21 protein-coding genes are annotated in these 23,629 nt (G+C 65.5%); 4 read left to right on the top strand and 17 right to left on the bottom strand.

Annotated elements, in window-relative coordinates; genetic code table 11:
* Positions 1 to 897 (bottom strand): cysteine synthase CysM, encoded by an 897-nt coding sequence (cysM, locus tag NFG57_RS07890; RefSeq protein ID WP_108132706.1) that lies wholly within the window; start codon positions 895 to 897, stop codon positions 1 to 3.
* A gap of 149 nt (positions 898 to 1,046) precedes the next feature.
* Here cysM and NFG57_RS07885 point away from each other — a divergent pair, with 149 nt between their 5' ends.
* On the top strand, positions 1,047 to 3,965 hold the full coding sequence (locus NFG57_RS07885; RefSeq protein ID WP_348815827.1) for an ATP-binding protein: 2,919 nt from the start codon (positions 1,047 to 1,049) through the stop codon (positions 3,963 to 3,965).
* Between the two features lie 94 nt (positions 3,966 to 4,059).
* Here NFG57_RS07885 and acpS read toward each other — a convergent pair whose 3' ends face one another.
* From acpS to rpoE, 12 genes are all read right to left on the bottom strand, one after another.
* Positions 4,060 to 4,440 (bottom strand): holo-ACP synthase, encoded by a 381-nt coding sequence (gene acpS, locus NFG57_RS07880; protein ID WP_108132704.1) that lies wholly within the window; start codon positions 4,438 to 4,440, stop codon positions 4,060 to 4,062.
* 84 nt (positions 4,441 to 4,524) lie between these two features.
* On the bottom strand, positions 4,525 to 5,334 hold the full coding sequence (gene pdxJ / locus NFG57_RS07875; RefSeq protein ID WP_348815826.1) for a pyridoxine 5'-phosphate synthase: 810 nt from the start codon (positions 5,332 to 5,334) through the stop codon (positions 4,525 to 4,527).
* A gap of 289 nt (positions 5,335 to 5,623) precedes the next feature.
* The gene (gene recO / locus NFG57_RS07870) at positions 5,624 to 6,322 is read right to left on the bottom strand and encodes a DNA repair protein RecO (protein ID WP_348815825.1); all 699 of its coding nucleotides are present in this window, start codon (positions 6,320 to 6,322) and stop codon (positions 5,624 to 5,626) included.
* 79 nt (positions 6,323 to 6,401) lie between these two features.
* The gene (gene era / locus NFG57_RS07865) at positions 6,402 to 7,301 is read right to left on the bottom strand and encodes a GTPase Era (RefSeq protein ID WP_045993485.1); all 900 of its coding nucleotides are present in this window, start codon (positions 7,299 to 7,301) and stop codon (positions 6,402 to 6,404) included.
* On the bottom strand, positions 7,298 to 7,987 hold the full coding sequence (gene rnc, locus NFG57_RS07860; protein WP_045993484.1) for a ribonuclease III: 690 nt from the start codon (positions 7,985 to 7,987) through the stop codon (positions 7,298 to 7,300). Before rnc ends, era begins: the two co-directional genes overlap by 4 nt.
* 57 nt (positions 7,988 to 8,044) lie before the next feature.
* A complete protein-coding gene (gene lepB / locus NFG57_RS07855; RefSeq protein ID WP_045993483.1) occupies positions 8,045 to 8,848 on the bottom strand; it encodes a signal peptidase I in 804 nt (267 codons plus the stop codon).
* A 93-nt stretch (positions 8,849 to 8,941) separates the two neighbouring features.
* Positions 8,942 to 10,759 carry a translation elongation factor 4 gene (gene lepA, locus NFG57_RS07850; RefSeq protein WP_045993482.1) on the bottom strand — a complete coding sequence of 606 codons (1,818 nt, stop codon included), beginning with the start codon at positions 10,757 to 10,759 and terminating at the stop codon, positions 8,942 to 8,944.
* A 206-nt stretch (positions 10,760 to 10,965) separates the two neighbouring features.
* Positions 10,966 to 12,387, bottom strand: coding sequence for a DegQ family serine endoprotease (locus tag NFG57_RS07845; RefSeq protein ID WP_222516985.1), 1,422 nt, complete (start codon positions 12,385 to 12,387; stop codon positions 10,966 to 10,968).
* A gap of 195 nt (positions 12,388 to 12,582) precedes the next feature.
* Complete coding sequence (locus NFG57_RS07840; RefSeq protein WP_108132700.1) at positions 12,583 to 13,008, bottom strand: SoxR reducing system RseC family protein; 426 nt, start codon at positions 13,006 to 13,008, stop codon at positions 12,583 to 12,585.
* Complete coding sequence (locus NFG57_RS07835) at positions 13,005 to 14,108, bottom strand: MucB/RseB C-terminal domain-containing protein (RefSeq protein WP_181248640.1); 1,104 nt, start codon at positions 14,106 to 14,108, stop codon at positions 13,005 to 13,007. Before NFG57_RS07835 ends, NFG57_RS07840 begins: the two co-directional genes overlap by 4 nt.
* A gap of 91 nt (positions 14,109 to 14,199) precedes the next feature.
* Positions 14,200 to 14,940: a sigma-E factor negative regulatory protein gene (locus tag NFG57_RS07830; RefSeq protein WP_045993479.1), complete on the bottom strand. Its 741-nt coding sequence runs from the start codon at positions 14,938 to 14,940 to the stop codon at positions 14,200 to 14,202.
* A gap of 276 nt (positions 14,941 to 15,216) precedes the next feature.
* Complete coding sequence (gene rpoE / locus NFG57_RS07825; RefSeq protein WP_108132698.1) at positions 15,217 to 15,819, bottom strand: RNA polymerase sigma factor RpoE; 603 nt, start codon at positions 15,817 to 15,819, stop codon at positions 15,217 to 15,219.
* 301 nt (positions 15,820 to 16,120) lie between these two features.
* Between rpoE and NFG57_RS07820 the strand changes: the two genes are divergently transcribed.
* Positions 16,121 to 17,194, top strand: coding sequence for a 3-deoxy-7-phosphoheptulonate synthase (locus tag NFG57_RS07820; RefSeq protein WP_045993477.1), 1,074 nt, complete (start codon positions 16,121 to 16,123; stop codon positions 17,192 to 17,194).
* Positions 17,195 to 17,375: 181 nt separating this feature from the next.
* Here NFG57_RS07820 and dinG read toward each other — a convergent pair whose 3' ends face one another.
* Both dinG and rhlB read right to left on the bottom strand, forming a co-directional pair.
* On the bottom strand, positions 17,376 to 19,523 hold the full coding sequence (dinG, locus tag NFG57_RS07815) for an ATP-dependent DNA helicase DinG (RefSeq protein ID WP_108447691.1): 2,148 nt from the start codon (positions 19,521 to 19,523) through the stop codon (positions 17,376 to 17,378).
* Positions 19,524 to 19,625: 102 nt separating this feature from the next.
* The gene (gene rhlB / locus NFG57_RS07810; RefSeq protein ID WP_124804378.1) at positions 19,626 to 20,900 is read right to left on the bottom strand and encodes an ATP-dependent RNA helicase RhlB; all 1,275 of its coding nucleotides are present in this window, start codon (positions 20,898 to 20,900) and stop codon (positions 19,626 to 19,628) included.
* Between the two features lie 214 nt (positions 20,901 to 21,114).
* Here rhlB and NFG57_RS07805 point away from each other — a divergent pair, with 214 nt between their 5' ends.
* Both NFG57_RS07805 and xthA read left to right on the top strand, forming a co-directional pair.
* Positions 21,115 to 21,378 carry a hypothetical protein gene (locus NFG57_RS07805; protein ID WP_045993474.1) on the top strand — a complete coding sequence of 88 codons (264 nt, stop codon included), beginning with the start codon at positions 21,115 to 21,117 and terminating at the stop codon, positions 21,376 to 21,378.
* Complete coding sequence (xthA, locus tag NFG57_RS07800; protein WP_045993473.1) at positions 21,378 to 22,193, top strand: exodeoxyribonuclease III; 816 nt, start codon at positions 21,378 to 21,380, stop codon at positions 22,191 to 22,193. The genes NFG57_RS07805 and xthA overlap by 1 nt, the downstream gene beginning before the upstream one ends.
* Before the next feature lie 148 nt (positions 22,194 to 22,341).
* Here the strand turns inward: xthA and NFG57_RS07795 are convergent, their stop codons facing one another.
* Together NFG57_RS07795 and NFG57_RS07790 are read right to left on the bottom strand one after the other, a co-directional pair.
* The gene (locus NFG57_RS07795; protein WP_348815822.1) at positions 22,342 to 22,995 is read right to left on the bottom strand and encodes an SCO family protein; all 654 of its coding nucleotides are present in this window, start codon (positions 22,993 to 22,995) and stop codon (positions 22,342 to 22,344) included.
* Between the two features lie 135 nt (positions 22,996 to 23,130).
* Positions 23,131 to 23,568, bottom strand: coding sequence for a copper chaperone PCu(A)C (locus NFG57_RS07790; RefSeq protein ID WP_222569348.1), 438 nt, complete (start codon positions 23,566 to 23,568; stop codon positions 23,131 to 23,133).
* Positions 23,569 to 23,629 lie beyond the last annotated feature (61 nt).

Genomic DNA, 23,629 nt, shown 5'->3' with positions numbered 1-23,629 from the left:
TCAGGACTCCGGCGCCAGCAGACCGGTGGAGAGATAACGGTCCCCCCGGTCGCAGACGATGAACACGATCACCGCGTTCTCGACCTCTTCGGCCACCCTGAGCGCCCCGGCCAGGGCGCCTCCCGAGGACACCCCCGCCAGGATTCCTTCTTCCCGGGCCAGTCGGCGCATGTGCTCTTCGGCCTCGTACTGGCCGATGTCCAGTACCCGATCGACCCGCTGGGGTTCGAAGATCTTCGGCAGGTAGGCCTCGGGCCAGCGACGAATCCCGGCGATGCTGGCGCCGTCCTCGGGCTGCAGGCCGATGATCTCGATGTCGCCGCGCTGCTCCTTCAGGTAACGCGACACCCCCATGATGGTGCCGGTGGTCCCCATGGAGCTGACGAAGTGGGTGATCCGACCGTCGGTCTGCTGCCACAGCTCGGGGCCGGTGGTGCGATAGTGACCCAGCGGGTTGTCGGGATTGGCGAACTGGTCCAGCGACTTGCCCTCGCCTCGGGCGACCATGGTATCGGCCAGGTCCCGGGCCTCTTCCATGCCGCCTTCCTTGCTGACCTCGATCAGCCTGGCACCGTAGGCCGCCATGGCCTGCTTGCGCTCGCTGGAGGCGTTCTCAGGCATGATCAGCACCATGCGATAGCCCTTCATCGCCGCGACCATGGCCAGGGCGATGCCGGTATTGCCGGACGTTGCCTCGATCAGGGTGTCGCCGGGGGCGATCTCGCCGCGCTTTTCGGCCTCGTCGAACATCGACAGGGCCGGCCGATCCTTGACCGAGCCCGCCGGATTGTCACCCTCGAGCTTTGCCAGCAGCACATTGTTGCGCCCGGCGCCGATGCGCTTGAGGCGGACCAGCGGGGTCTTGCCGACCAGCTGGTCGAGGTAGGGGAATTCCATAAGACTTTCCTTGTAACGTCATCTGACGCCATTATATCGACGCCCCTCGCCACTGGACAGGCATGGTCCCATGGGGTGACATGGAGACGTACGAGGCGGCGGTGGCCGCTCTTCGTCCGCGCCTATTCCCGGCCAGGAACGCAGCGCCTATGAGTTTGAGAACACGGTTGATGCTAGCCCTCGTGGGGCTGCCGCTGCTGCTGCTGGGGCTGGCGATCAGCCTCGCCTTGTATCAGGACCATGGCCTGCGCGAGGCCGCCATGGAAGAAAACCTCTCTACCGCCACGCGGCTGGTGGCACCGGAGATGGGCGAAGCCCTGTCGCTGGACGATATCGCCGGCGTTCAGGCGGCTGCCAATCGCCTGATGGATATCCCCAGCGTCCGTGCCCTGCGCCTGGTGCAGCAGGATCAGGTGGTGCTTGAACTCGGTCGACTGCGGGCCGAAGCCCTGAACGTCGAGGCTCCCGGCCAGGGGCTGTTGACCCAGCACTATCGCCAGTGGGTATTGACGACGCCGATCAATGCCGTGGACGGCGCCTACCTGATCCTCGATATCGACGCCTCGCTGCTGCTGCTCGCCACCTACAGCGATATCGCCAGGGGCGCCATGATCCTGCTGGTCTGCGGCCTTCTGCTGTTTCTGGTGGCCTTCACCCTGGGCCGCCGCCTGACCCAGCCGCTGGATGACATCGCCCACCTGCTCGACCAGCTCGCCACCGGCCGCCAGCCCCACCACCTGCCGCTGGACCACCCGCTGGAGCTGGCCGAGCTGGGGCGCCGGGTCAACGCCCTGATCGACCACCAGGCGCGGGCGCGCGAAGACCTGCAGCAGCAGATCGAACACGCCACCTCGGAACTTCAGGAGTCCATGGAGACCATCGAGGTGCAGAACATCGAGCTCGACATGGCCCATCGCCAGGCGGTGGAGGCCAACCGGGTCAAGTCGGAGTTTTTGGCCAACATGAGCCATGAGATCCGCACGCCGCTCAACGGCATCATCGGCTTCTGCCGGCTGCTGGGGCGCTCGTCGCTGGACCCGCGTCAGCGCGAGTGGCTCGACCAGGTGCAACGGGCCTGCGACAACCTGATGTCGCTGGTCAACGATGTGCTCGACTTCTCCAAGCTGGAAGCCGGTCGTCTGGTACTGGAACAGGTGCCGGTGGACCTCCAGTCGCTGGTCGACGAGGTGCTGGGGCTCCAGGCGCCACTGGCCCAGCAGAAGGGCCTGCAGCTGCTCAGCCTGATCTATGACGACGTACCGGCGGAAATCACCGGTGATCCGCTGCGACTGCGCCAGATCATCACCAACCTGGTCAACAATGCCATCAAGTTCACCGACCGCGGCGAGATCATCGTGCGGGTCATGGTCGAACAGTCCCGCCACGAGCGCTTCACCCTGCGCATCAGCGTCAGCGATACCGGCATCGGCCTCAGTGACAGCCAGCAGCGACGGCTGTTCCAGGCCTTCCGCCAGGCCACCGCCGGACACAGTCGCCAGTACGGCGGCACCGGCCTGGGGCTGGCCATCTCGCGGCAGCTGATCGAGCAGATGGGCGGCACCATCGGCGTTGACAGCACCCTCGACCACGGCTCCACCTTCCACTTCACCCTGCCCCTGACCAGCACCGCAAGCCAGGTGCGTGCGCCCGAACTGGCGCTCGACCAGGCCTCGATCTTTGTCGAGGAACCCCACGGCCCCACCCGCAGGGCCCTTTTGCATATGCTCGAACAGTGGGACGCCCGGGTTGTGGCGAGCCCTCAGCAGGCTGCGCTGGCACTGGAAGCCATCGCCATCGAGGAGCTCGAAGAGGGCCGCATCGGCGAGCTACGCGCACGACTCAGGCAGCGCAACTGCCCCACCCTGCTGTTGATCAATGCGGGACTTCCGGATGTGCCCGGACTGGGCCTGCCCGATGGCTCGAGCGTACTGTCCAAGCCGTTGGCTCGCCAGACCCTGGCGGAAGCGGTGGAGGGCGCCCTCGCCGGTACTCGCCACAGGCCGAGCCTGCCTGCGCCGACGTCCCCGCCGGCGCTACCGTCTCGCCAGCCCTATGTGCCCGACGAGACGTCGACAGCGGCCCCGGCTGCACCGCCCCAGTGGAACAACTCGCAGACCCCGCCGCCTTCGCCGGACACGCAAACCTCTATAGCCAGCCTGCTGATCGTCGATGACAGTGAGACCAACCGCCTGCTGCTGCGAGAACTGGTGGAAGGCCCGGAGCGTCGCGTTACCCTGGCCACAAGTGGGGAAGAAGCCCTGGCGCTGGCCCAGCAGCAGCTCTATGACATGGTACTGATGGATATTCGCATGGGTGGCATGGATGGTGTGGAGACGACCCAGGCGATCCGCCAACTCAGCCCCGCCTGGGCGAAGCGACCGATCATCGCGGTGACCGCCCACGTGCTGGAACACCAGCGCCGAGCGCTTCTGCAAAGCGGCATGGACGATGTGCTGATCAAGCCACTCGACACCGAGTGCCTCGACCGCCTGCTTAGAGAAAGGCTGGGCAGCGGCCTGACGGAGACGACCCCAGCGCCGAACTCACCGGTCACCGACAAGTATCGACAGGACGCCAGTGAGGCTGATGACTCGGTCGAGCCGGCCGTCCCAGACCAGGCCCATGGCAAGGACCAAGGCAAGGAGCATGGCAAGAACCTTGGCATGGACCAGGGCCAGCCCCGTGACAACAGCGATGACCAGGGCAACGACCTGCCCGACATCGACATCGCCCTGGGCACCCGCCTGGCGGGTGGGCGCGAAGCGCTGGCCAGGCAATTGCTGGCGAGCCTGGGGGCATCGCTGGACGAGACCCGACGAGAGATCGAGGCGGCGCTGGCGGCCGAGGACGAAGAGGCCCTGCTCGATAGCATCCACGCCCTCAACGGCGCCTGCCGCTACTGCGGTGTACCGCGCATGGCGCTGCTGGTGGAAACCCTCGAGACCCGACTTCGCTCACGCGGGATCGACGGCGTTCGTCCGCTGCTGCCCACCCTGGAGCAGGCCATGACCCAGGTCGAGCGCTGGCAGCAGGACAGCGGAGAAACCCCACTGAAGGGACCGGTTTAGCCGACGCGGGCAACTGTCGCTCGCACTTCGGGCTGCAGCGCCTGATCGTGCAATGACCGATCTAGCAGCGCCCCACCCTGCCTCCCTGCAGCGATCAACGCCTTTCGAGCACCACGAAGGCCAGTGCCACATCGCTCTCGTCGCTGAGACTCAGGTGACAGGCGCCGACGCCCGCCTGGTCGGCCAGACGTAGCGCTTCCCCCGAGACCACCAGCTCCGGCCGCCCCAGGGGATCGTTGACCACCTGTATCTCGGTCCAGCGCATGCCATGGCGAAGACCGGTGCCCAGTGCCTTGAGCCAGGCCTCCTTGGCGGCGAAGCGCTTGGCCAGAAAGGCCGAAGGCCGTGGCGCCTCGGTGTAGCGCTCGGCTTCCAGCGGCCCCAGGATACGCTCGGCGAAGCGCGCGCCATGGCGCGCAATGGCCGCATCGAAGCGTTCGATCCGCGCGATGTCGGTGCCGATGCCGAGGATCATGCCAGGGCTCCGACAGACCCGGTATTCCCGGGCAAGGTCCCGACAGACAGACCTCCTAGAACCGGCGCTGACATCGGCAACGCTTCAGTGCTGATGGTCGTGGTCGTGGTCATGCTCGTGCTCTTGCTCAAATTCGTCGATGGCCGCGACCAGCCCCGCCTCGTAGCCGGCCAGCATCAGTCGCTTCATCTCCGCCACCGCCTCCTTGAGGCCGACGAACAGCGCCCGGGCGATGATGGCGTGACCGATATTGAGCTCGTTGAGGCCGGGGATGGCGGCGATGGCCTCGACGTTATGGTAATGCAGGCCGTGACCGGCGTTGACGATCAGATCGAGCTCGACGCCCATTTCGGCGGCGGCCACGATGCGCTGGTACTCGCGCGCCCGATCGCTGTCGTTATCGGCCTCGGCGAAGGCGCCGGTGTGCAGCTCGATGGCCGGAGCACCGGCGCGCCTGGCGCTGGCGATCTGATCCGGATCGGGATCGATGAACAACGATACCTCTGCTCCCACGGCGGCCAGCCGGCGACAGGCGGCTTCGATGGCGTCGAACTGGCCGACCACGTCCAGGCCACCTTCGGTGGTCAGCTCCTCGCGCTTCTCCGGCACCAGACAGACGTGGGCCGGACGTACCTCTTCGGCCAGCGCCAGCATCTCCTCGGTCACGGCCATCTCGAGATTCATGCGGGTGTTGAGAACCTCGGCCAGCAGGCGCACGTCGCGTTCCTGGATATGACGGCGGTCCTCCCGCAGATGGACGGTGATGCCATCGGCGCCGGCTTCTTCGGCGACCAGGGCCGCCTGAATCGGGTCGGGATAGCGGGTACCGCGGGCCTGGCGCAGGGTCGCGATATGGTCGATGTTGACGCCGAGCAGCAGTCGAGGGGGATGCATCAAGGTTCTCCGTCATGGGGATGAAAGACGAGCCCTATGGTAGCACCGCCGACAGGCCGGCGGTCACCCGCGGCCAGGCGATATCAGCGCGCTGAAACGTCAGCGAGACTGGCGGCGACGCTTGGCCATGGCGACCATCAGCGCACGGGAGCGCAGCGGACGGTCGCCCAGCAGCGGCGCCAGGGCGACAAGGGTCAGCGCGCCTGGCGGCGACGCTCGGCCATGGCGACCATCAGCGCACGGGAGCGCAGCGGACGGTCGCCCAGCAACGGCGCCAGGGCGACAAGGGTCAGCGCGCCTGGCGGCGCCGCTCGGCCATGGCAACCATCAGCGCACGGGAACGCAGCGGACGGTCGCCCAGCAGCGGCGCCAGGGCCGCACGCGATAGCGCCTTGGCCGGCCCGGCGAGCCCGGCCTCGCCCCAGTCGGCCCCGGCCAGCAGGCGCAGGGTGCGCCCGTCGATGCCGCGCTCTGCGACGACAAAGGCCCGACTGCCGGGCTCGAAGCGGTAGCGCCGCTGGGGATCCAGGCCGCCACCGTCGGGCGTGGTGAAACGCGGCGCGGCGTCCAGCGCATCGAGTAGCGCAAATTCGAGCCGACGCAGGGCCGCAGCGCGGGAGGCCGGCGTCGCCAACTCGTCCAGCGCCGAGGTGTAGAAGGCGAACACCTGCCCCACCGGCAACTCCACCGGCAGCAGGCGGGTCAGCAATTCGTTGGCGTAGAGACCGCACAGCAGCCCCTCGCCGGCGAGCATCGCCGCCGGGCCACGGGACTCGATCAATCGCAGCCGCTTGAGCTCGCGATCGCCCTGCCAGGTCAGGTGCAGGGGCGCGAACGGCTGCATCTGACTGCGCGAGCGACTACCGGGACGCTGCACGCCCTGGGCCACGGCGCGCACACGCCCGTGGTCCAGGGTCAGCAGTTCGACCAATGCACTGATCTCGCGGTAGGGACGCTTGTGGAGCAGAAAGGCGGGCTGGGGCTGCATGGGGATCCCGACGTCGGGGCAACAGGATCACAACAGGACCATCGTCGTCGATGATCCTGCCGGGGCGCGGGGGAACGGCTCAGTCGAGGTCGTAGCCGAGGCTCTTGAGGGCGCGTTCGTCGTCGGACCAGCCACGCTTGACCTTGACCCACAGGTTGAGCATGACCTTCTTGTCCAGCGCCCGCTCCATATCCAGGCGTGCCTCGCGGCCGATCTTCTTGATGCGATCGCCGCTGTCGCCGATCAGGATCTTCTTCTGGCCCTGACGTTCGACCAGGATCAGCGCGCTGATATGCACCACCCGGGCCTCGTCACGAAACTCCTCGATCTCGACGGTCATCTGATAAGGCAGCTCGTCGCCGAGCTGGCGCATGACCTTCTCGCGTACCATTTCGGCAGCCAGAAAACGCATGCTCTTGTCGGTGACCTGATCTTCCGGGAAGAAGTGGATCCCCTCGGGCAGGTGCTTGTCGATCTCGGCCTCGAGCTCCGGCACATTGGTGCCGTGCTGGGCGGCGATCGGCACCACCGCGGCGAACTCGCGCTTGTTGCCGAGCTCGGCCAACCACGGCAACAGGGTGGCCTTGTCCTGCAGGCGGTCCACCTTGTTGACCGCCAGGATCACCGGCGCCTCGACGTTGGCCAGGCGGTCCAGCACGATCTGGTCTTCCTCGGTCCAGCGGGTACGGTCGACCAGAAAGACCACGCAGTCCACGTCCCGCAGGGCCTGCACCGCCGCCTGGTTCATGAAGCGGTTGATCGCCTTGTTGCGGTCCTTGCCGAGGATATGGATACCCGGGGTGTCGACGAAGATGGCCTGAGCGTCGCCTTCGGTCTTGATCCCCAGCACCTGGTGGCGGGTGGTCTGCGGCCGCCGCGAGGTGATCGAGATCTTCTGTCCGAGAATACGGTTCATCAGGGTGGACTTGCCGACGTTGGGACGGCCGACAATGGCCACGAATCCACAGGTCTGACTCATGCGCTGACTCCCTTGGGATCGAGGCGTTGCAGGGCGCTTTCGGCGGCCATCTGTTCGGCGTGGCGGCGGCTGGCGCCGGTGCCGACGGTGTGTTCGTCGAGCATCTCGACGTGGCACTCCACGGTAAAGGTCTGGGCGTGGGCCTCGCCTTCCACCGAGGTCACCTCGTAGCGAGGCAGCGGTGCCTGACGGGACTGCAGAAACTCCTGCAGGCGGGTCTTGGGGTCCTTCTGGGACTGCTTGAGGTCGATGCGCGCCAGGCGCTCCTCGAACCAGGCCAGCACCCGCGTGCGTACCGCGTCCATGCCAGCGTCCAGGTAGATGGCACCGATCACCGCCTCGACGGCGTCGGCGAGGATCGATTCACGCCGATGGCCGCCACTTTTCATCTCGCCGGAACCCAGGCGCAGGCATTCGCCAAAGCGCATTTCCCGGGCCAGCTCCGCCAGGGTCTGGCCCTTGACCAGGCGCGCCCTCAGGCGCGAAAGCTGGCCTTCACGGGCCTCGGGAAAGCGCTCGAACAGCGCCTCGGCGATGACAAAGTTGACGATCGAGTCACCCAGAAACTCGAGGCGTTCGTTGTTGCGCCCACCGAAGCTGCGGTGGGTCATGGCCAGTTCCAGCAGACTCGCGTCCTGGAATTCATGGCCGATGCGGCGACTGAAGGGGGTCAGGGAATTGCTCACGACGCTCCTGTTAACTCTTTGTGCTGACGATGGAAGAACCAAGCGGCGTTGAAGCGATCACGGGATCGTCCTCACGCTGGAAAAGCTCGGCAGTCCACCGTCCCAATGCATCCATACCGCGAAGGCCTTGCCGACGATGTTGGCTTCCGGGATAAAGCCCCAGTAGCGGCTGTCATTGGAGTGGTCCCGGTTGTCGCCCATGGCGAAGTACATGCCCTCGGGCACCACGACGTCGTGGACCAGCGGGCCGCGATCGCGGGGATTATTGTAGATCTGATGCTGATGTTCGCCCAATTGCTCGGAGAACAGCAGCTCACCTGGCGCGCTCTCCGGAGCGTCGTCGAGCAGCGTCTTGGGCACCGGCTCGCCGTTGACGTAGAGCTGTTTGTCGACGTAGCGCAGGGTATCGCCGGGCAGCGCCACCACGCGCTTGATGAAATTCACCGCCGGGTCCTGGGGATAGCGGAAGACCATGACGTCACCCCGCTCCGGCTCGTTCAGATCGAGGATCTTGGTGTTGGCCACCGGCAGCCTCAGGCCATAGGTGAACTTGTTGACCAGGATGAAATCCCCGACCTCCAGCGTCGGACGCATGGAGCCTGACGGAATCTGAAACGGCTCCACCACGAAGCTTCTGAGCACCAGCACCACCAGCAGCACCGGAAAGAATGACTTGGCGTAGTCGACCGGCCAGGGGTCCTTGCGCGAAAGCTCCCGAGCGGACAGATCCACGCCTTCGGTGGTGCCGGTTTCGGCAGCTGCGGTGACGGCTTGACGCCGGGGGCGCCACCAGACCAGGTCGAGCAGCCAGATCAGACCGGTGACGGCGACCGCGATCACCAGCAGCAGGGAGAAGTCCATATCAGTGTTTCCAGGTGGCTTGTAAGTCGGTATCTGAGGGAGGGGCAAGCCGTCCCGGCGTCACACCGGGACGGATCGACCGCCGCTGGGGCATCAGTCGTTCACCTTGAGCACGGCGAGGAAGGCGTCCTGAGGGATCTCCACGCGACCGACCTGCTTCATGCGCTTCTTGCCGGCCTTCTGCTTCTCGAGCAGCTTCTTCTTGCGGGTCATGTCGCCGCCGTAGCACTTGGCGGTCACGTTCTTGCGCAGCGCCTTGACCGTGGAACGGGCCACGACCTGGCCACCGATGGCGGCCTGGATCGCCACGTCGAACATCTGACGCGGGATCAGCTCTTTCATCTTCTCGACCAGCACACGACCACGGCTGTGGGCATGATCGCGATGGATGATCACCGCCAGGGCATCGACCCGGTCGCCGTTGATCAGCACGTCGAGGCGTACCAGCTTGGCCGCCTCGAAGCGCTCGAAGTTGTACTCGAGCGAAGCATAGCCCTTGGAGATGGACTTGAGCCGATCGAAGAAATCCATGACGACTTCGCTCATCGGCAATTCGTAGGTCAGCTGGATCTGGCTACCCAGGAACAGCATGTCCTTCTGGGTGCCGCGACGCAGCTCGCACTCGCTGATGACGTTGCCGACGAATTCCTGGGGCACCAGGATGCTGGCGCGCACGATGGGCTCGCGCATCTCCTCGACGTCGGCCATGTCCGGCAGCTTGGACGGGTTGGAGACGTAGCTGACGTCACCGTTCTTCATCGCCAGTTCGTAGACCACCGTCGGCGCAGTGGTCAAAAGGTCCAGGTCGTACTCGCGTTCCAGACGCTCCTGCACGATCTCCATGTGCAGGGTGCCGAGGAAGCCGACGCGGAAACCGAAGCCCAAGGCGTCGGAGTTTTCCGGCTCGTAGTCCAGCGAAGCGTCGTTGAGCGCCAGCTTCTCGAGCGCGTCGCGGAAGTCTTCGTAGTCGTCGGCGCTGACCGGGAACATGCCGGCGTAGACCTGGGGCTTGACCTTCTGGAAGCCCGGCAGCCGCTTGACGTCCGGCGTCTTGGCGTGGGAGATGGTATCCCCCACCGGAGCCCCCTGAATGTCCTTGATACCGGCCACCACGAAACCCACTTCACCGGCGCGCAGGATGTCGGTCTCCTTGCGCAGCGGGGTGAAGATGCCGACCTCGTTGGCCTGCCAGTCACGTCCGGTGGACAGGATGCGAATCTTGTCGCCCTTCTTGAGCACGCCGTCGAAGATCCGTACCAGCGATACCACGCCCAGGTAGTTGTCGAACCAGGAGTCGATGATCAGCGCCTGCAGCGGCTTTTCGGGGTCGCCCTTGGGCGGCGGAATATCGCGCACCAGCCGCTCGAGCAGCGCATCGATGCCCAGACCACTCTTGGCCGACACCTGACAGGCGTCGGTGGCGTCGAGACCGATGATCTCCTCGACCTCGTGGGCGACCTTGTCGGGGTCGGCCTGGGGCAGGTCCATCTTGTTGAGCACCGGCAACACTTCTAGCCCCTGCTCGATGGCGGTGTAGCAGTTGGCCACCGACTGGGCCTCGACACCCTGGGCGGCGTCGACGACCAGCAGTGCGCCCTCGCAGGCATACAGCGAGCGCGACACCTCGTAGGAGAAGTCGACGTGCCCCGGGGTATCGATGAAGTTGAGCTGGTAGGTCTCACCATCGTTGGCGTGGTAGTCCAGCGTCACCGACTGGGCCTTGATGGTGATGCCGCGCTCGCGTTCCAGATCCATGGAGTCCAGCACCTGATCCTTGAGCTCGCGCTCTGACAGGCCACCGCAACTCTGGATCAGGCGATCGGCCAGGGTGGACTTGCCATGGTCGATGTGAGCGATGATCGAGAAGTTACGTATATTATTGATTACCTTGCGGTTATCAGGATCAGACATGCAGGATGATTCCATCTTGAGAACGCACCGGACAGCGACAGGCTCGCCCTGCCCCGATGACGCGGAAAAAAAAGTTGGCGCTATTGTACCGGCATCCCCTGCCCCGCGCATCCCAAGCCGTTGCGGCGGCTCGATTCGATATCACAGGACGACAACGCCCGAGGGCCATGGCGGCCCTCGGGCGTCGTCGGTCAGCGGGACGCGCCTCAGTCGTCGGCCAGGCGCAGCGCCACGAACAGCGAGCGACCGTCACGGTACAGACGAACCGGCACCGCCTGATCGGCAGGCAGCTCACGCACCAGCTGGCTAAGCTGGCGACCGCTTTCCACCGCGACCTGGTTGACGCTGACGATGATATCGCCACGCCGGATACCGGAAGCCGCCGCCACGCCACGCGGATCGACGTCGCTGACCCGCACGCCGGCGTCGATGCCGTACTTGTCACGCTCGGCGTCGGACAGCGACTGCACCGCCAGACCCAGGCGTGCCGGCGACGCGCTGCCGGACGACTGACCGCTGCCACCGGCCAGTTCCTCGGGCCAGTCGCCAACGGTGACGCTGAGGGTCTTGCGATCCCCGGCGCGCAGCACGGTCAACTCGACCTCGCTGTCCGGGGCGACACGGCCGATCAACCGCGGCAGGTTGCTGGAGCGCTCCACCGTCTCGCCATTGACCGCGAGCACGATGTCACCGGCCTGGACGCCGTCACGCGCCGCAGGTCCGTCGGGATCGACGTCGGCGATCAGGGCACCCTCGGGGCGGTCCATGCCGAACGACTCGGCCAGGTCCTTGGACACCGGCTGAATCATCACACCGAGCCAGCCCCGGGTGACGTGACCTTCGCTTCGCAACTGGTCGGCGATGTCCATGGCGACATTGATCGGAATGGCGAAGGACAGCCCCATGAAGCCACCGCTACGGGTGAAGATCTGGGAGTTGATGCCGATCACCTCGCCGTCGAGGTTGAACAGCGGTCCGCCGGAGTTACCCGGGTTGATCGCCACGTCGGTCTGGATGAAGGGCACATAGGCGTCACGCGGCAGGGTGCGGTTGATCGCCGAGATGATGCCTGCGGTGACCGAGTGATCGAAGCCGAACGGCGAACCGATGGCGGCCACCCACTCCCCCACCTTGAGGTCGTCGGAGTCACCCAGGGATAGCGTCGGCAGATCGCTGGCATCGACCTTCAGTACCGCCACGTCGGTCTTCTCGTCGGCCCCGACCAGCTCGGCCTTGAGGTCACGACGGTCATTGAGGCGCACCATGATCTCGTCGGCGCCCTCCACCACGTGGGCGTTGGTCATGATGTAGCCGTCCGCGTCGATGACGAAGCCGGAACCCAGCGACTGACGTTCCTCGGTGCGACCACCGCCTCCGCCGGGCGGCACCGGGAAGCGATCACCGAAGAAATGACGGAAGATGTCGGGGATTTCCTGGCCACCGAAATCGCCGAAGGGCGTGGAGTAGCCCTCGGTGACCCGCGTCGTCGAGATGTTGACCACGCCGGGGGCGGCCTCTTCGACCAGTTCGGTAAAATCAGGAAGATCCCTGGCCAGACTGGATTGGGCGACAACCATTCCCACCACCAGCGTCATCCACATGGACAGGGTGCGAGTCATTGGCTTCATGCAAGGCTCCTGCGTAAGACTCAGATAGGACTCAGAGTGCATCGAACGCAACCTCGAGGGTCGCTTCTTGTAGTACCGTCACGCCGCCAAAAGGTTCAGTCATTAGCGGGCAAAATAACGCGACAAGGGCCCGCAAAGTGCTCGGGCACAGGGCTATCACAACAGGGCTATCACAACAGAGCTATCACAACGGGGCTAGAGCACCAAGGTCGGCCGATACGCCTCGGCGCGGCGGCGCAGATGCCGACGCAGCACCACGCCGCCAAGGGCCAGGCCCGCGATAAACACCAGCGGCAGCGACCAGTGATCCGGCGACTGGACGTTGACGGCAAGGGTCGCCCCCAGCGCCAGCCACAGCGGCAGGCCGTAGACCAGCACGCTGGCGCGCACCAGGCTCGTCCGGGACAGGGCCAGGGTCACCGTCTGCCCGATGGCAGGACGCTGCTCGGTATCGATCTCGAGCTCACGCCGATCGTCGCTCCTGCGCAGCAGCCAACGTGCCCCGCAGCCGCCCCGAGCAGCGCAGCGCCCGCAGCCGCCGGTTGCCGCCAGCGCTACCCTGACCCCGGCGGTCGTCCAACCCACCACTCGCGCCTCTGCGGTCGCGCAGTCAGTGCTCATGACGACGCTTCCTGGTGGACGTTGCTCGCTGCCTCAGGGCGCGCACCATCGCTCACACCCTGCGGCTGCCCCTCGGCCAGCTCAAGGGTTTCGGCCACCTTGACCAGCACGCTGGGGGGTAATTCGCCTACCGCCACCACCTGAAGCAACTGGCCTTCACGCTGCACTCGGCGCACCGCGGCGTGACTGGCGCCCAGTCGATGGACACCCGGCCTTAGTACCCGTGAACCCGCTACCGGTTCGACGAACAGGCTGATGGTCGACAGGCCATCGCTGTACAACTTGTGGCGGCGAGGCCCATCGCTGTCGGATGCCATCGCCATCAACGGCTGGGCAACAAAGCCGCGAGGCAGCCAGCCTGCGCGCCAGTCGAGCCTGGCCGAGGACGGCGGCCGGCGCAGCTCCACCTTGCCGTCGTAGCGTTCCGGCGGCGTCATCGCCACCAATTGGAAGGTATCCAGCACCTGGCCCCGCTCGTCGATCAGGGTGCGCTTCAAGGGAATGGCCGTCTCGCGGTCGAGCCAGATGCGATAGCCGTAGCGCATGGCGTCAAGCGGCAACAGTTCCAGACGGATCGCGTGACGATTGGCGATTCGCTCCTCGCCGTCGAAGCGCAGCCGATAGAAGCGTGACAGGTGCTCGACCAGCGCCTGGGGAGAGGCCGGCGCCGCCCCCTGGCTATCACCGAGTTCGAAGCGAAAGGCGCCCCCCTCTCGCAGCAGCGAGCGACTGGGGCCATCGAGGAAGTGGAGGCGATCGCGCTCGACGCCCTGCTGGATGTCGCGGGCCACCGACAGCGTCACCACCTCCTCATCGACGATGCGAACGGCGCGCGCCTGATACTGGTAGCAATGGGAAGCCCAGACACTGCGCTCGAACCAGTCTCCCGGAGACTCGGGGGGTGACAAGGCTGTCAAGGCGCTGCAGTCGTAGACGCTCTGGATACTATTCGGGTCAGCTACCGAGTCAGCTGAGGCCTCGGCGTCCGCCGTTACGGCGTCGACACCAGGGTCGGCAACGGCCTGGGCGGGAAGAGAAAGACAGACAAGGGAAAGCGTCAGCCAGCCGGCCAACGCTGCAAGCGACCCCTGATGTGGCATAGAAATCATGTCCTGACAGGCACTGCTGAGAATGCGCTCGGCCCTGTGGGGCCGAGCAGATCATTGCTATCTCGATGCCAGATCGATCACCTCAACGGGCTTCCGCCGGGGTGCTGCGCAGCATCGGCATCCAGTTGTCGGCACTGCTGAAGGCCGCCCCCTGGGCATGACGATCGAGGTACGACTGCAACAACTGGGCCTGCGCCTGGTCACTGACCCGCGACTGCTGGGCAGATGGCGACAGCATCATCGGCGAGGCCACCTGGGCGCCGACGGTCATCAGGCCATTGCTGGAGCCTGTGCCGGACTGAAACATCGGCAGATCCATCAGCGAAGGCCGAGACGCCGCTACGCTGGCGAGCTCTGCACCTGGCACGGCGGACGCTGTCTGTGCTGCGCCGCTATTTACGCCGCCGCTTACGCCACCCGCAGCCCCGCTGCTGGCCACACCGGCACCGGAACCGTCGATGGAGCCATCGAAGGCGCCGTTATAGAACTGAACCCCGCTGATCACCATCAACGAGACCGCCGCGGCAATACCGGCACCGCGTGCGAGCCCCATTCCGCCGCGCTTGGCGACCGCGCCGTCGGCGGGAGCCTCCATCTGCGGCGCAGGCTCATCCTCGAGGCGAGCCAGGATACCGGCGGACAGATCCACCGAGGGGTCACTATCGGTCTCGCGGCGCAGCGCGGCACGCATCAAATGGTAACGACGCCAGCTCTCGGCGCTGTCCTGGTCGCTCTCGAGCGACTTCAGCACTCGACGCAATTCCAGCTCGTCACCTTCATTGTCCATCAGGGCTGAAAGCGATTCCCGTGCGTTCAGACTCATTCTCCACACCTCATTTCGACGAAGCGTCGCGCCTCCAGCTCCATAGACCACCGGAGATGCGCCAGGTTCCGCCACCGATTCTCGGTTACTCGCCACCGGCTCGAGTGCCAGGTGACGACCGTCGTTGATTGTTGCATCGGGCCGGTCACTGGGTAAGACGCCCAATCTGGCGAACAGTTCATCCCAATTTGAAAAAAATGGGGAATTCGGCAACAAAAGGGGTCGCCCTGCCTCACCCCTGCGCCCACGACCAGCTCACAGGCTCGCGATAGCGAATCAGGGAAGTGACTCGGCGTTTCGCGAGGTCGTCATCAGCGGCTGAATATGTTGATCCACCGCCTCCCTGGCGCGAAAGATGCGCGAGCGCACGGTACCCACCGGGCACTGCATGATCTGGGCGATATCTTCATAGGAAAGACCATCGAGCTCGCGCAGGGTGATGGCGGTGCGCAGGTCATCGGGAAGATTCTCGATCGCCTCGAATACCGCCGCCTCGAGCTGGTCCCTGGCGATGGACGCCTCCGGCGTCTCGATATCGGCCAGCCGGCCACTCATGTCGACGATCTCGGCGTCATTGATATCCAGATCGCTGCCCGGCGGACGACGCCCGCGGGACACCAGATGATTCTTGGCGGTGTTGATGGCGATGCGGTACATCCAGGTATAGAAGGCGCTCTCGGCGCGAAACTTGCCAAGCGCCCGGTAAGCCTTGATGAAGGCTTCCTGGGCCACGTCCTGCACCTCGGCATGGTCGCTGATATAGCGACCGATCAGGCCCAGAATCTTGTGCTGGTACTTCTTGACCAGAAGGTCAAAGGCTCGGGTATCGCCCTTCTGCGCGCGCGCCACCAGCTGCTGGTCCGTTTCCTTGGGCGTCATGTCTCTCCTCCCCGACGATGTCGGGCTGACGACGCCGGACCCTCGGTCTGGCCCTTGGCAACAGGGTGCCACCTTTCGCCTGTCGGCGATGTATAGGTCATGGGTCTCGTCATGATAAAAGGCACAAGTGTTCCTGTTTCCTTGGCTCGCATCAAGCGTTCTCTGAGTGCATCTCTCGACGCCGCTCCGACATCGGGTGCGCGACAAGGTTCCCTCAGGCGATTGAATTTACCCCTCCCTCAAGGGATAGTAGAGCCACGCAGAAACGTCAGCGCTGACACGATACACACAGGTAGACCTCATGTCCGACAAGCAGGTGAACAACCTCAACGTCCTGGCCCAGGATGTTCTCGTCACTCCTGAGCAGTTGAAGCAGGAAATTCCTCTTTCTCCCGAGGCCGAGGCCACGGTGATCGAGGGCCGCAAGACCGTGCAGAACATCCTCGACGGCACCGATCCCAGGCTGCTGATGGTGGTGGGCCCCTGCTCGATCCACGATGTGGACGCCGCGCTGGACTACGCTCGTCGCCTGCGCCGCCTGGCCGACGAGGTGAAGGACAGCCTGTACATCGTGATGCGCGTCTACTTCGAGAAGCCGCGCACCACCGTGGGCTGGAAGGGTCTGATCAACGACCCCCACCTGAACGGCTCCTTCGAGATCGAGGAAGGCCTGCACATCGCCCGTCGCCTGCTGGTGGAGCTCTCCGAGCTGGGCCTGCCGCTGGCCACCGAGGCACTCGACCCGATCTCGCCCCAGTATCTGCAGGACTGCATCAGCTGGTCGGCCATCGGCGCCCGCACCACCGAGTCCCAGACCCACCGCGAGATGTCCTCCGGCCTGTCATGCCCGGTGGGCTTCAAGAACGGCACCGACGGCAGCCTCGACGTGGCCGTCAATGCGCTGCAGTCGGTCGCTCACCCGCACAACTTCCTGGGCATCGACCAGCAGGGCCAGGTGGCGATCATCCGCACCCGCGGCAACGCCTACGCCCACGTCGTGCTGCGCGGGGGCAACGGCAAGCCGAACTACGACAGCGTGAGCGTAGCGCTGGCCGAGCAGGAGCTGAAGAAGGCCGGGGTCAAGCCCAACATCATGATCGACTGCTCCCACGCCAACTCCAACAAGGACGCCGCCCTGCAGCCGCTGGTGCTCGACAACGTCACCCACCAGATTCTCGACGGCAACCGTTCGATCATCGGCCTGATGGTCGAGTCCAATATTGGCTGGGGCAACCAGAAGATCACCGAGGACCTGAGCGAAATGGCCTACGGAGTCTCCGTGACCGACGCCTGCATCGACTGGGACACCACCGTGGAGGCCTTCCGCAGCATGAACGAACGCCTGGCGCCGGAGCTGGCAAAGCGGGTGAATTGATTCGCCCCTGGTGCGGGGCAAGGGGCTGAAAGGCCCCGTCGCCAGGCGCCAGCGACGCCATCATCCCCAGCGCCAGCGACGCCTGCAGAAGCAACGCCCACGACAGCAAGGAGCCCGCCAAGTTGGCGGGCTCCTTGTTTTTGGCCGGTGTATCACGCCTGCTCGCGAGGCGCGGCTTCCCTCAGCCGGCCTGGCTTACGCCGTCGATCTCGCGCACGAAGGGCGGTAATGCGTCGAGCAGCGCGCGGCCGTAGCGGCGAGTCAGCACGCGGCGATCCAGCAAGGTGATGCGGCCACGGTCGGCCTCCTTGCGGATCAACCGACCACAGGCCTGGACCAGCTTGATCGAGGCATCCGGCACGCTGATGCGCATGAACGGGTTGCCGCCCTGGCTCTCGATCCATTCCGCCAACGTCGCTCCCACCGGGTCGTCCGGCACGGCGAACGGCAGCCGCGTGATCACCACATGGGTCAGGTAGTCGCCGGGCAGGTCGATGCCCTCCGCGAAGCTCGCCAGACCGAACAGGATGCTGCCTTCGCCTGCGTCGATACGCTGGCGATGGCGGCTGACCAGCTCGCGCTTGGGCAGACGGTCCTGGGCCAGCACTCGCTCTCGACGCTCCCGCGACAGGGCCTTCTCCACCCCGCGCAGCTGGGCCCGGGACGAGAACAGCACCAGCACAGCTTCCTTGTCGTCGAGAGCCTCGACGAAGTCGACGATGGCCCGCTCGTGGCCGTCACGGTCGGCGGGGTCCACCGCCTCCCGGGGCACGCTGAGCACCGCTCGGGAATAGTCGAAGGGACTCGGCAGACGCTGGTAGCGATAGCGGTTGGCCAGCCCCGCCCTCTCCTGCAGGCGCTCGAAACGGCCCAGGGCGGTCAGGGTGGCCGAGGTCACCACGGCGCCGTGACAGCGCCCCCACAACGAACGTGCCAGGGTATGGGCCGCGGATACCGGACTGGCCGAGAAGATCAGCTCCGGCTCGCCCTGGAAGCGCTCCAGGGTCAGCCAGCGTGCCCGCGGCGGCGCGTCCGCCGGATCGCCCTCGGCAAAGGCCTGCCACAGGGCGTGGGCCTCCAGCGCCCGGCCGTGCAGCAGCGCCAGCAGCGGCAGCCAGGCCTCGGCCTGCTCCCGGGCAAGGCCGGTGGACTTCTCCGGGTCCAGGCTCTCGCGCAGGATGTCGGTCATCGACTCGAGCAGACGGCAGAGCTCGGCGAAGGGCACCACCAGCGCCTCGGCCTGGGCCCGCAGGGCCTCGGGCACACGCCCCATCTCGAAGCGGTGCTGAGCACCGTCCTCGTCGTCGTTGAGCCCATGGGGCCGCTCGGCCAGCTGGTGGCCCAGCGCAAACACCTCGCCCAGGCGTGGCTCCAGCGCTTCCATCGCGGTGGGCAGCGCGCCCAGCAGTCGCGCCAGGGTCGGCTGCACACCCAGGGCGGTATTCAGCTCGGTCAGCGAGCCCCTGAGGTTTCTCAGCCAGCGCAGCCCGCCGCCCACGCTGAAGCGATGGGTGAAGTGGGAGATCGCCTTGTCCGGCAGGTGGTGGCCCTCGTCGAAGACGTAGATACAGTCGGCAGGGTCGGGCAGCACCAGGCCGCCGCCGAGCGCCAGATCCGCCAGCACCAGGTCATGGTTGGCGACGATGACGTCGGCCTGATCCAGGTCGCGCCGGGCACGAAAGAAGGCACAGGCACCGAAGTGCCCGCAGCGGCGGTTGGTGCACTGGCGGTGATCCACCGTCAGTCGCCGCCAATGGCCGTCGTCGATGGCCTCGCCCCAGCTATCGCGATCCCCTTCCCAGCGACCGTTGCCGTAGGCGTCTCCCATGGCGGCCACCAGCGCCTTGAAGTCATCGCCGGTGGCGGCATCCAGGCTCTGCTCGAACAGCGACAGGGTCGGGTTTTCCTCGGCGCCGTCCATGGCCGCGTCGAGCTTGGCCACGCACACATAGCGCCCGCGCCCCTTGGCCAGGGCAAAGTCGAAGGACAGTCCGCTGTGGGCCTTCAGCGACGGCAGGTCCTGGTGCAGCACCTGCTCCTGCAGCGCCACCGTGGCGGTGGCCAGCACCAGGCGCTTGCCGCGCGCCTTGGCCACCGGCAACGCCGCCAGCAGGTAGGCCAGGGTCTTGCCGGTACCCGTGCCCGCCTCCAGCACACAGACGTGCTCGTCGCTCACCCGCTTGCCATCCTCGTCGGTCTCGATGCCGGCCAGGGTGCGGGAGATCTCGGCGATCATCAGTCGCTGGCCGTAGCGCGGGGTCAGCTCCAGCGCCTCCAGCACCCGACGATAGGCGCTTTGAATCTCGCTCTTGAGGGCGTCGTCTAGCATGGCGGGTCCACGACAATTGAGAAAAAGGACAAGGGGGAGAGACGCAAAGGGCCGGCGCTGGGCCGGCCCTGACTGCGTACAAGCGTCAAACGCCTGACGGGCTTACAGAAGCCCTTCCGGCGGATGCTCGCAGGGCAGCTTGTCGCCGATGAAGCGCTCGATTTCGGGCAGCGAGAAGGCGTCTTCTTCACCCACGAAGCTGATCGACACGCCCTTGGCGCCGGCACGGCCGGTGCGCCCGATGCGGTGGACATAGTCCTCCGGATCCTCGGGCAGGGTGTAGTTGATCACGTGGCTGACGTCCTCGATATGGATGCCACGGCCGGCCACGTCGGTGGCCACCAGCACCTGAATCTCGCCCTCGCGGAACTGCTCCAGGGTGCGGATGCGCTGGTTCTGCGGCACATCGCCGGACAGCATGGCCACATTAATGTCGGCCTTCTTCAGCAGGTCCAGCAGCTTGCGCACCAGATCGCGGCGATTGCCGAACACCATCACCCGGTCGAACGACTCCTGCTGCAGCAGGTTGACCAGCAGTCGCTGCTTGTCTTCGTCGCCCACCATGTACACCCGCTGATCGATATCGGCGGCGTTATCCACGGTGACCGCGATCTCGACGTGGGCCGGCTGATGGGTCCACTGGCTGGCCAGGTTGAGGATGTCCTCGGTGAAGGTCGCGGAGAACAGGAAGGTCTGCCGCTCTTCGGTCTTCGGCGTGTAGCGGATGATGCGCTTGACGTCGGGAATGAAGCCCATCGACAGCATGCGATCGGCCTCGTCCAGCACCAGCACCTCGACCTGACCGAGGTCGATGTCTCGCTTCTGCTGGAAGTCCAGAAGGCGGCCCGGAGTGGCCACCAGGATATCGACGTTGCCGGCAAGCCCCTCGCGCTGCTTCTGGTAGTCCATGCCACCGACGACGCTGGTCACCTTAAGCGAGGTGAAGCGCGCCAGGGCCTTGGCGTCCTTCTCGATCTGCAAGGCAAGCTCGCGGGTCGGCGCCACGATCAGTGCGCGCGGCGTCCCCGGCTTCTGGCCATCCGGCACCTCCTCCTCGAGGAAGTAGGCCATCATGGAGATCAGGAAGGCGGCGGTCTTGCCGGTACCGGTCTGGGCCTTGCCCACCACGTCTCCACCCATCAGGGTGTGGGTGAGGGCCTCGGCCTGAATCGGCGTGCAGTACTCGAACCCGAGCGCATGGATGGCGCGCATCAGCGGCAGCGGCAGATCGAAGTCGTGGAACCGCCACTTGCCCGCCACGGCGGGCACCTGAAACTGGCGCAGATCCCAGTTGGACTGGCGGCGCCTCGGCTTGCGGCGACGACGCTTGGGCTTGCGGCTCTCGGCCGGTGCGGTGGTCTGTTCCGACTCGCTCATAGGCTGTGCTGTGTGTCCGTCTCGAAGAGAAGTTGAAGGAAAGCGGAAAGCGTCGAGGCAACGGCACAGGGCCCCCTCGAGTTTCCTCAAGCCGGGTATTGTACCAGCGTCTGGCCGTTTGGGCTTGCCCGATGCGCATCGAATCGTGTCTAGCGGCTGTCCTGGCGGCCCCGCACTGATAGAATGTGCCCATTGAATACAGGAGCCCCGCGTCATGACACGCCGCAAGAAGACCCGTTCCCTGGCCGACAAGGTGACCATCCGTACCGGTCGGCGCAAGGACTACAAGCAGTGGCGCCACGAAAATCCCGATGAGGTCACCTCATCACGGCGCTTCTCCGCCAAGAAGCGCCAGCAGCGCAAGGCCCAGGCCGCACGCCGGCTGGAGCGCATGCGCGCCGCCCCGTCGATCGAGATTCACCCCGAAGGCAAGGGGCCGGACAGCAGCAACAGCGACAGCAACAAGGGAGAGCAGTAATGCGCCTGGTGTGCTTCAACATCAACGGCATCCGCGCACGCCTGCACCAGCTCGAGGCGCTGATCGCCTCCCACCAGCCCGACCTGATCGGTTTGCAGGAAACCAAGGTCCAGGACAGTGAATTCCCCCGCGAGGCGGTGGAAGCCATGGGCTACCAGGTGCACTTCCATGGCCAGAAGGGTCACTACGGCGTCGCCATGCTGACCCGCGAGGCCCCGGAGGAGGTTCGCTATGGCTTTCCCGACGACGGTGAAGACGCCCAGCGCCGCATGATCGGCGTGCGTCTGCGCGCCGCCGACGGCGAGCATGTATGGGTCTACAACGGCTATTTCCCCCAGGGCGAGAACATCGAGCACCCGACCAAGTTTCCCCACAAGCGCGCCTTCTACGCCCAGCTCCAGCGCCTGCTCGACGAGGACCACTCCCCCAGCGAACGCCTGGCCGTGATGGGCGACTTCAACATCTCGCCTGCCGACATCGATATCGGCATCGGCGAGGCCAGCCGCAAGCGCTGGCTGCGCGAAGGCAAGACCAGCTTTCAGCCGATCGAGCGCGAATGGCTGGATGGCATCAAGGCCTGGGGCCTCGAGGACAGCTATCGCCGCCTCTACCCCGAGGTGGACGATCGTTTCAGCTGGTTCGACTATCGCTCGAAGGGCTTCGATCGCGAACCCAAGCGGGGCCTTCGCATCGACCATATCCTGACCACGGCATCGCTGTCCGAGCGCGTCACCGACGCCGGCATCGATTACGACCTGCGCGCCATGGAAAAGCCCTCGGACCACGCCCCGGTGTGGACCGAACTGGATCTTTAGAACTTCACAACACCACGCGCGGCACCAGAGACTGCATCAAGCTGCCACGCAGCGAGGCGTGAAGGCGCGTTACCATCGAGACGCGAAAGGGCCACTTCAGGTGGCCCTTTGCTTTTCCAGCTGCATTTTTGCAAGAAGATGGGGACCTCTACCCCTTCTCCACCAGCCTTCGGATGTCTGCGGCGATGGAGTCCACCGGATCGGTGTCACGCATCAGCAGACGGGCGTCGCCGCCTGAATCGAAGGCGAAGATGGCGCTGGAATGGTCGACGTCGTAGCTGCCGTCGGCCTCGGGTTCGCCTAGACGATAGCTGACGCGGTAGCGGTTGGTGACCGCGTCGAGGGCCGCCTTGTCGCCGGTCAGGCCGATAAAGCGCGGCCCAAAGGCTTCGGTATAGGCGTCGAGCACCTCGGGGCTGTCGCGCTCGGGATCCACCGAGACGAACAGCACCCGGACGGCGTCTCTGGTCGGCTCGTCGAGTTCACGAATCGCCGCTGACAAGCGCGCCAGCGCGGTGGGACAGACGTCCGGGCAGTGGGTGAAGCCGAAGTAGACCAGGGTCGTCTTGCCAGCGTAGTCACCCTCATCGACCTGCTGGCCGTTCTCGTCGATCAGCTCGAAGTCCAGCGCCGGCATGGCGTCGGAGATGTCGGTGCCACGCCAGTTGACGTCCTCGCAGCCGGCAAGGGCAAACAGCGCTGTGGTAAGCAGCAGTGCCGCACCAGCCCTGGCGACTGCCTGGCTCGCACCAGCTCCCCTTCTCTTCACCTTGCCATTGCCGCCGGTCCTGCCCTGTCGCATTGCCAACCTCGTAACTTTCAATTCATGGGCCGTTGTCTCGGCTCTACTTTGCAGCCCCTGCTCCCGACACCGTTCTCTCGACATCACTTTGCCCACCCAACTGTCTCAGCAGTCTCAGCTGTATCAAGACCGTCGTTACAGCGCCGCCGGCGAGACCACCTCGAAGGTCGTCTCGACGCGCTCATCCCCTTCGAGGATCAGGCGGACCTCGACTTCATCGCCAACGTTCAGCGACTGTTGCGGCTTCATAAACATCAGGTGATAACCCTGGGGGGCGAACTCGCGGGTCTCGCCGGGGGGCACTTCGAAGCGCTCGACGCCGTGCATCATGGCCATGCCGTCTTTCTCCATGCTCATGTGCAGCTCCACCGAGGCGTAGGCGTCGGTCTCTGCTCCGACCACCGCTGCCGGCTCGTCGCCCGCATTGTAGAGCTTGAAGTAACCGGCACCGGGGCGGTCGCCGGGCAGCATGCGCAGCCTGGCGTCGCTGATCTCTAGCTCGGCGGCAAGTACCGGGGTAGCCGCAAGCAGCGACAGCAGTCCGGCAACCAGGGTGCCCTTGAACATGCGCATGAAAACGTCTCCTTGAGAAAGTGCCGGCACGAGCCTGTGTCGACGAAGGTGGCTCAGTCGT

Source organism: Halomonas sp. H10-59 (assembly GCF_040070555.1).
GTDB classification, from domain to species: Bacteria; Pseudomonadota; Gammaproteobacteria; order Pseudomonadales; family Halomonadaceae; genus Halomonas; species Halomonas litopenaei.
The sequence above is the reverse complement of the archived record's forward strand: the minus strand, read 5'-3'. Positions and strand labels throughout refer to the sequence as shown.

Bases quoted from the DNA above. Each gene is read 5' to 3' on its own strand.
- cysM (WP_108132706.1), bottom strand. From the start codon at position 897: ATGGAATTCCCCTACCTCGACCAGCTGGTCGGCAAGACCCCGCTGGTC.
- NFG57_RS07885 (WP_348815827.1), top strand. From the start codon at position 1,047: ATGAGTTTGAGAACACGGTTGATGCTAGCCCTCGTGGGGCTGCCGCTG.
- acpS (WP_108132704.1), bottom strand. From the start codon at position 4,440: ATGATCCTCGGCATCGGCACCGACATCGCGCGGATCGAACGCTTCGAT.
- pdxJ (WP_348815826.1), bottom strand. From the start codon at position 5,334: ATGCATCCCCCTCGACTGCTGCTCGGCGTCAACATCGACCATATCGCG.
- recO (WP_348815825.1), bottom strand. From the start codon at position 6,322: ATGCAGCCCCAGCCCGCCTTTCTGCTCCACAAGCGTCCCTACCGCGAG.
- era (WP_045993485.1), bottom strand. From the start codon at position 7,301: ATGAGTCAGACCTGTGGATTCGTGGCCATTGTCGGCCGTCCCAACGTC.
- lepB (WP_045993483.1), bottom strand. From the start codon at position 8,848: ATGGACTTCTCCCTGCTGCTGGTGATCGCGGTCGCCGTCACCGGTCTG.
- lepA (WP_045993482.1), bottom strand. From the start codon at position 10,759: ATGTCTGATCCTGATAACCGCAAGGTAATCAATAATATACGTAACTTC.
- NFG57_RS07845 (WP_222516985.1), bottom strand. From the start codon at position 12,387: ATGAAGCCAATGACTCGCACCCTGTCCATGTGGATGACGCTGGTGGTG.
- NFG57_RS07840 (WP_108132700.1), bottom strand. From the start codon at position 13,008: ATGAGCACTGACTGCGCGACCGCAGAGGCGCGAGTGGTGGGTTGGACG.
- NFG57_RS07835 (WP_181248640.1), bottom strand. From the start codon at position 14,108: ATGCCACATCAGGGGTCGCTTGCAGCGTTGGCCGGCTGGCTGACGCTT.
- NFG57_RS07830 (WP_045993479.1), bottom strand. From the start codon at position 14,940: ATGAGTCTGAACGCACGGGAATCGCTTTCAGCCCTGATGGACAATGAA.
- rpoE (WP_108132698.1), bottom strand. From the start codon at position 15,819: ATGACGCCCAAGGAAACGGACCAGCAGCTGGTGGCGCGCGCGCAGAAG.
- NFG57_RS07820 (WP_045993477.1), top strand. From the start codon at position 16,121: ATGTCCGACAAGCAGGTGAACAACCTCAACGTCCTGGCCCAGGATGTT.
- dinG (WP_108447691.1), bottom strand. From the start codon at position 19,523: ATGCTAGACGACGCCCTCAAGAGCGAGATTCAAAGCGCCTATCGTCGG.
- rhlB (WP_124804378.1), bottom strand. From the start codon at position 20,900: ATGAGCGAGTCGGAACAGACCACCGCACCGGCCGAGAGCCGCAAGCCC.
- NFG57_RS07805 (WP_045993474.1), top strand. From the start codon at position 21,115: ATGACACGCCGCAAGAAGACCCGTTCCCTGGCCGACAAGGTGACCATC.
- xthA (WP_045993473.1), top strand. From the start codon at position 21,378: ATGCGCCTGGTGTGCTTCAACATCAACGGCATCCGCGCACGCCTGCAC.
- NFG57_RS07795 (WP_348815822.1), bottom strand. From the start codon at position 22,995: ATGCGACAGGGCAGGACCGGCGGCAATGGCAAGGTGAAGAGAAGGGGA.
- NFG57_RS07790 (WP_222569348.1), bottom strand. From the start codon at position 23,568: ATGCGCATGTTCAAGGGCACCCTGGTTGCCGGACTGCTGTCGCTGCTT.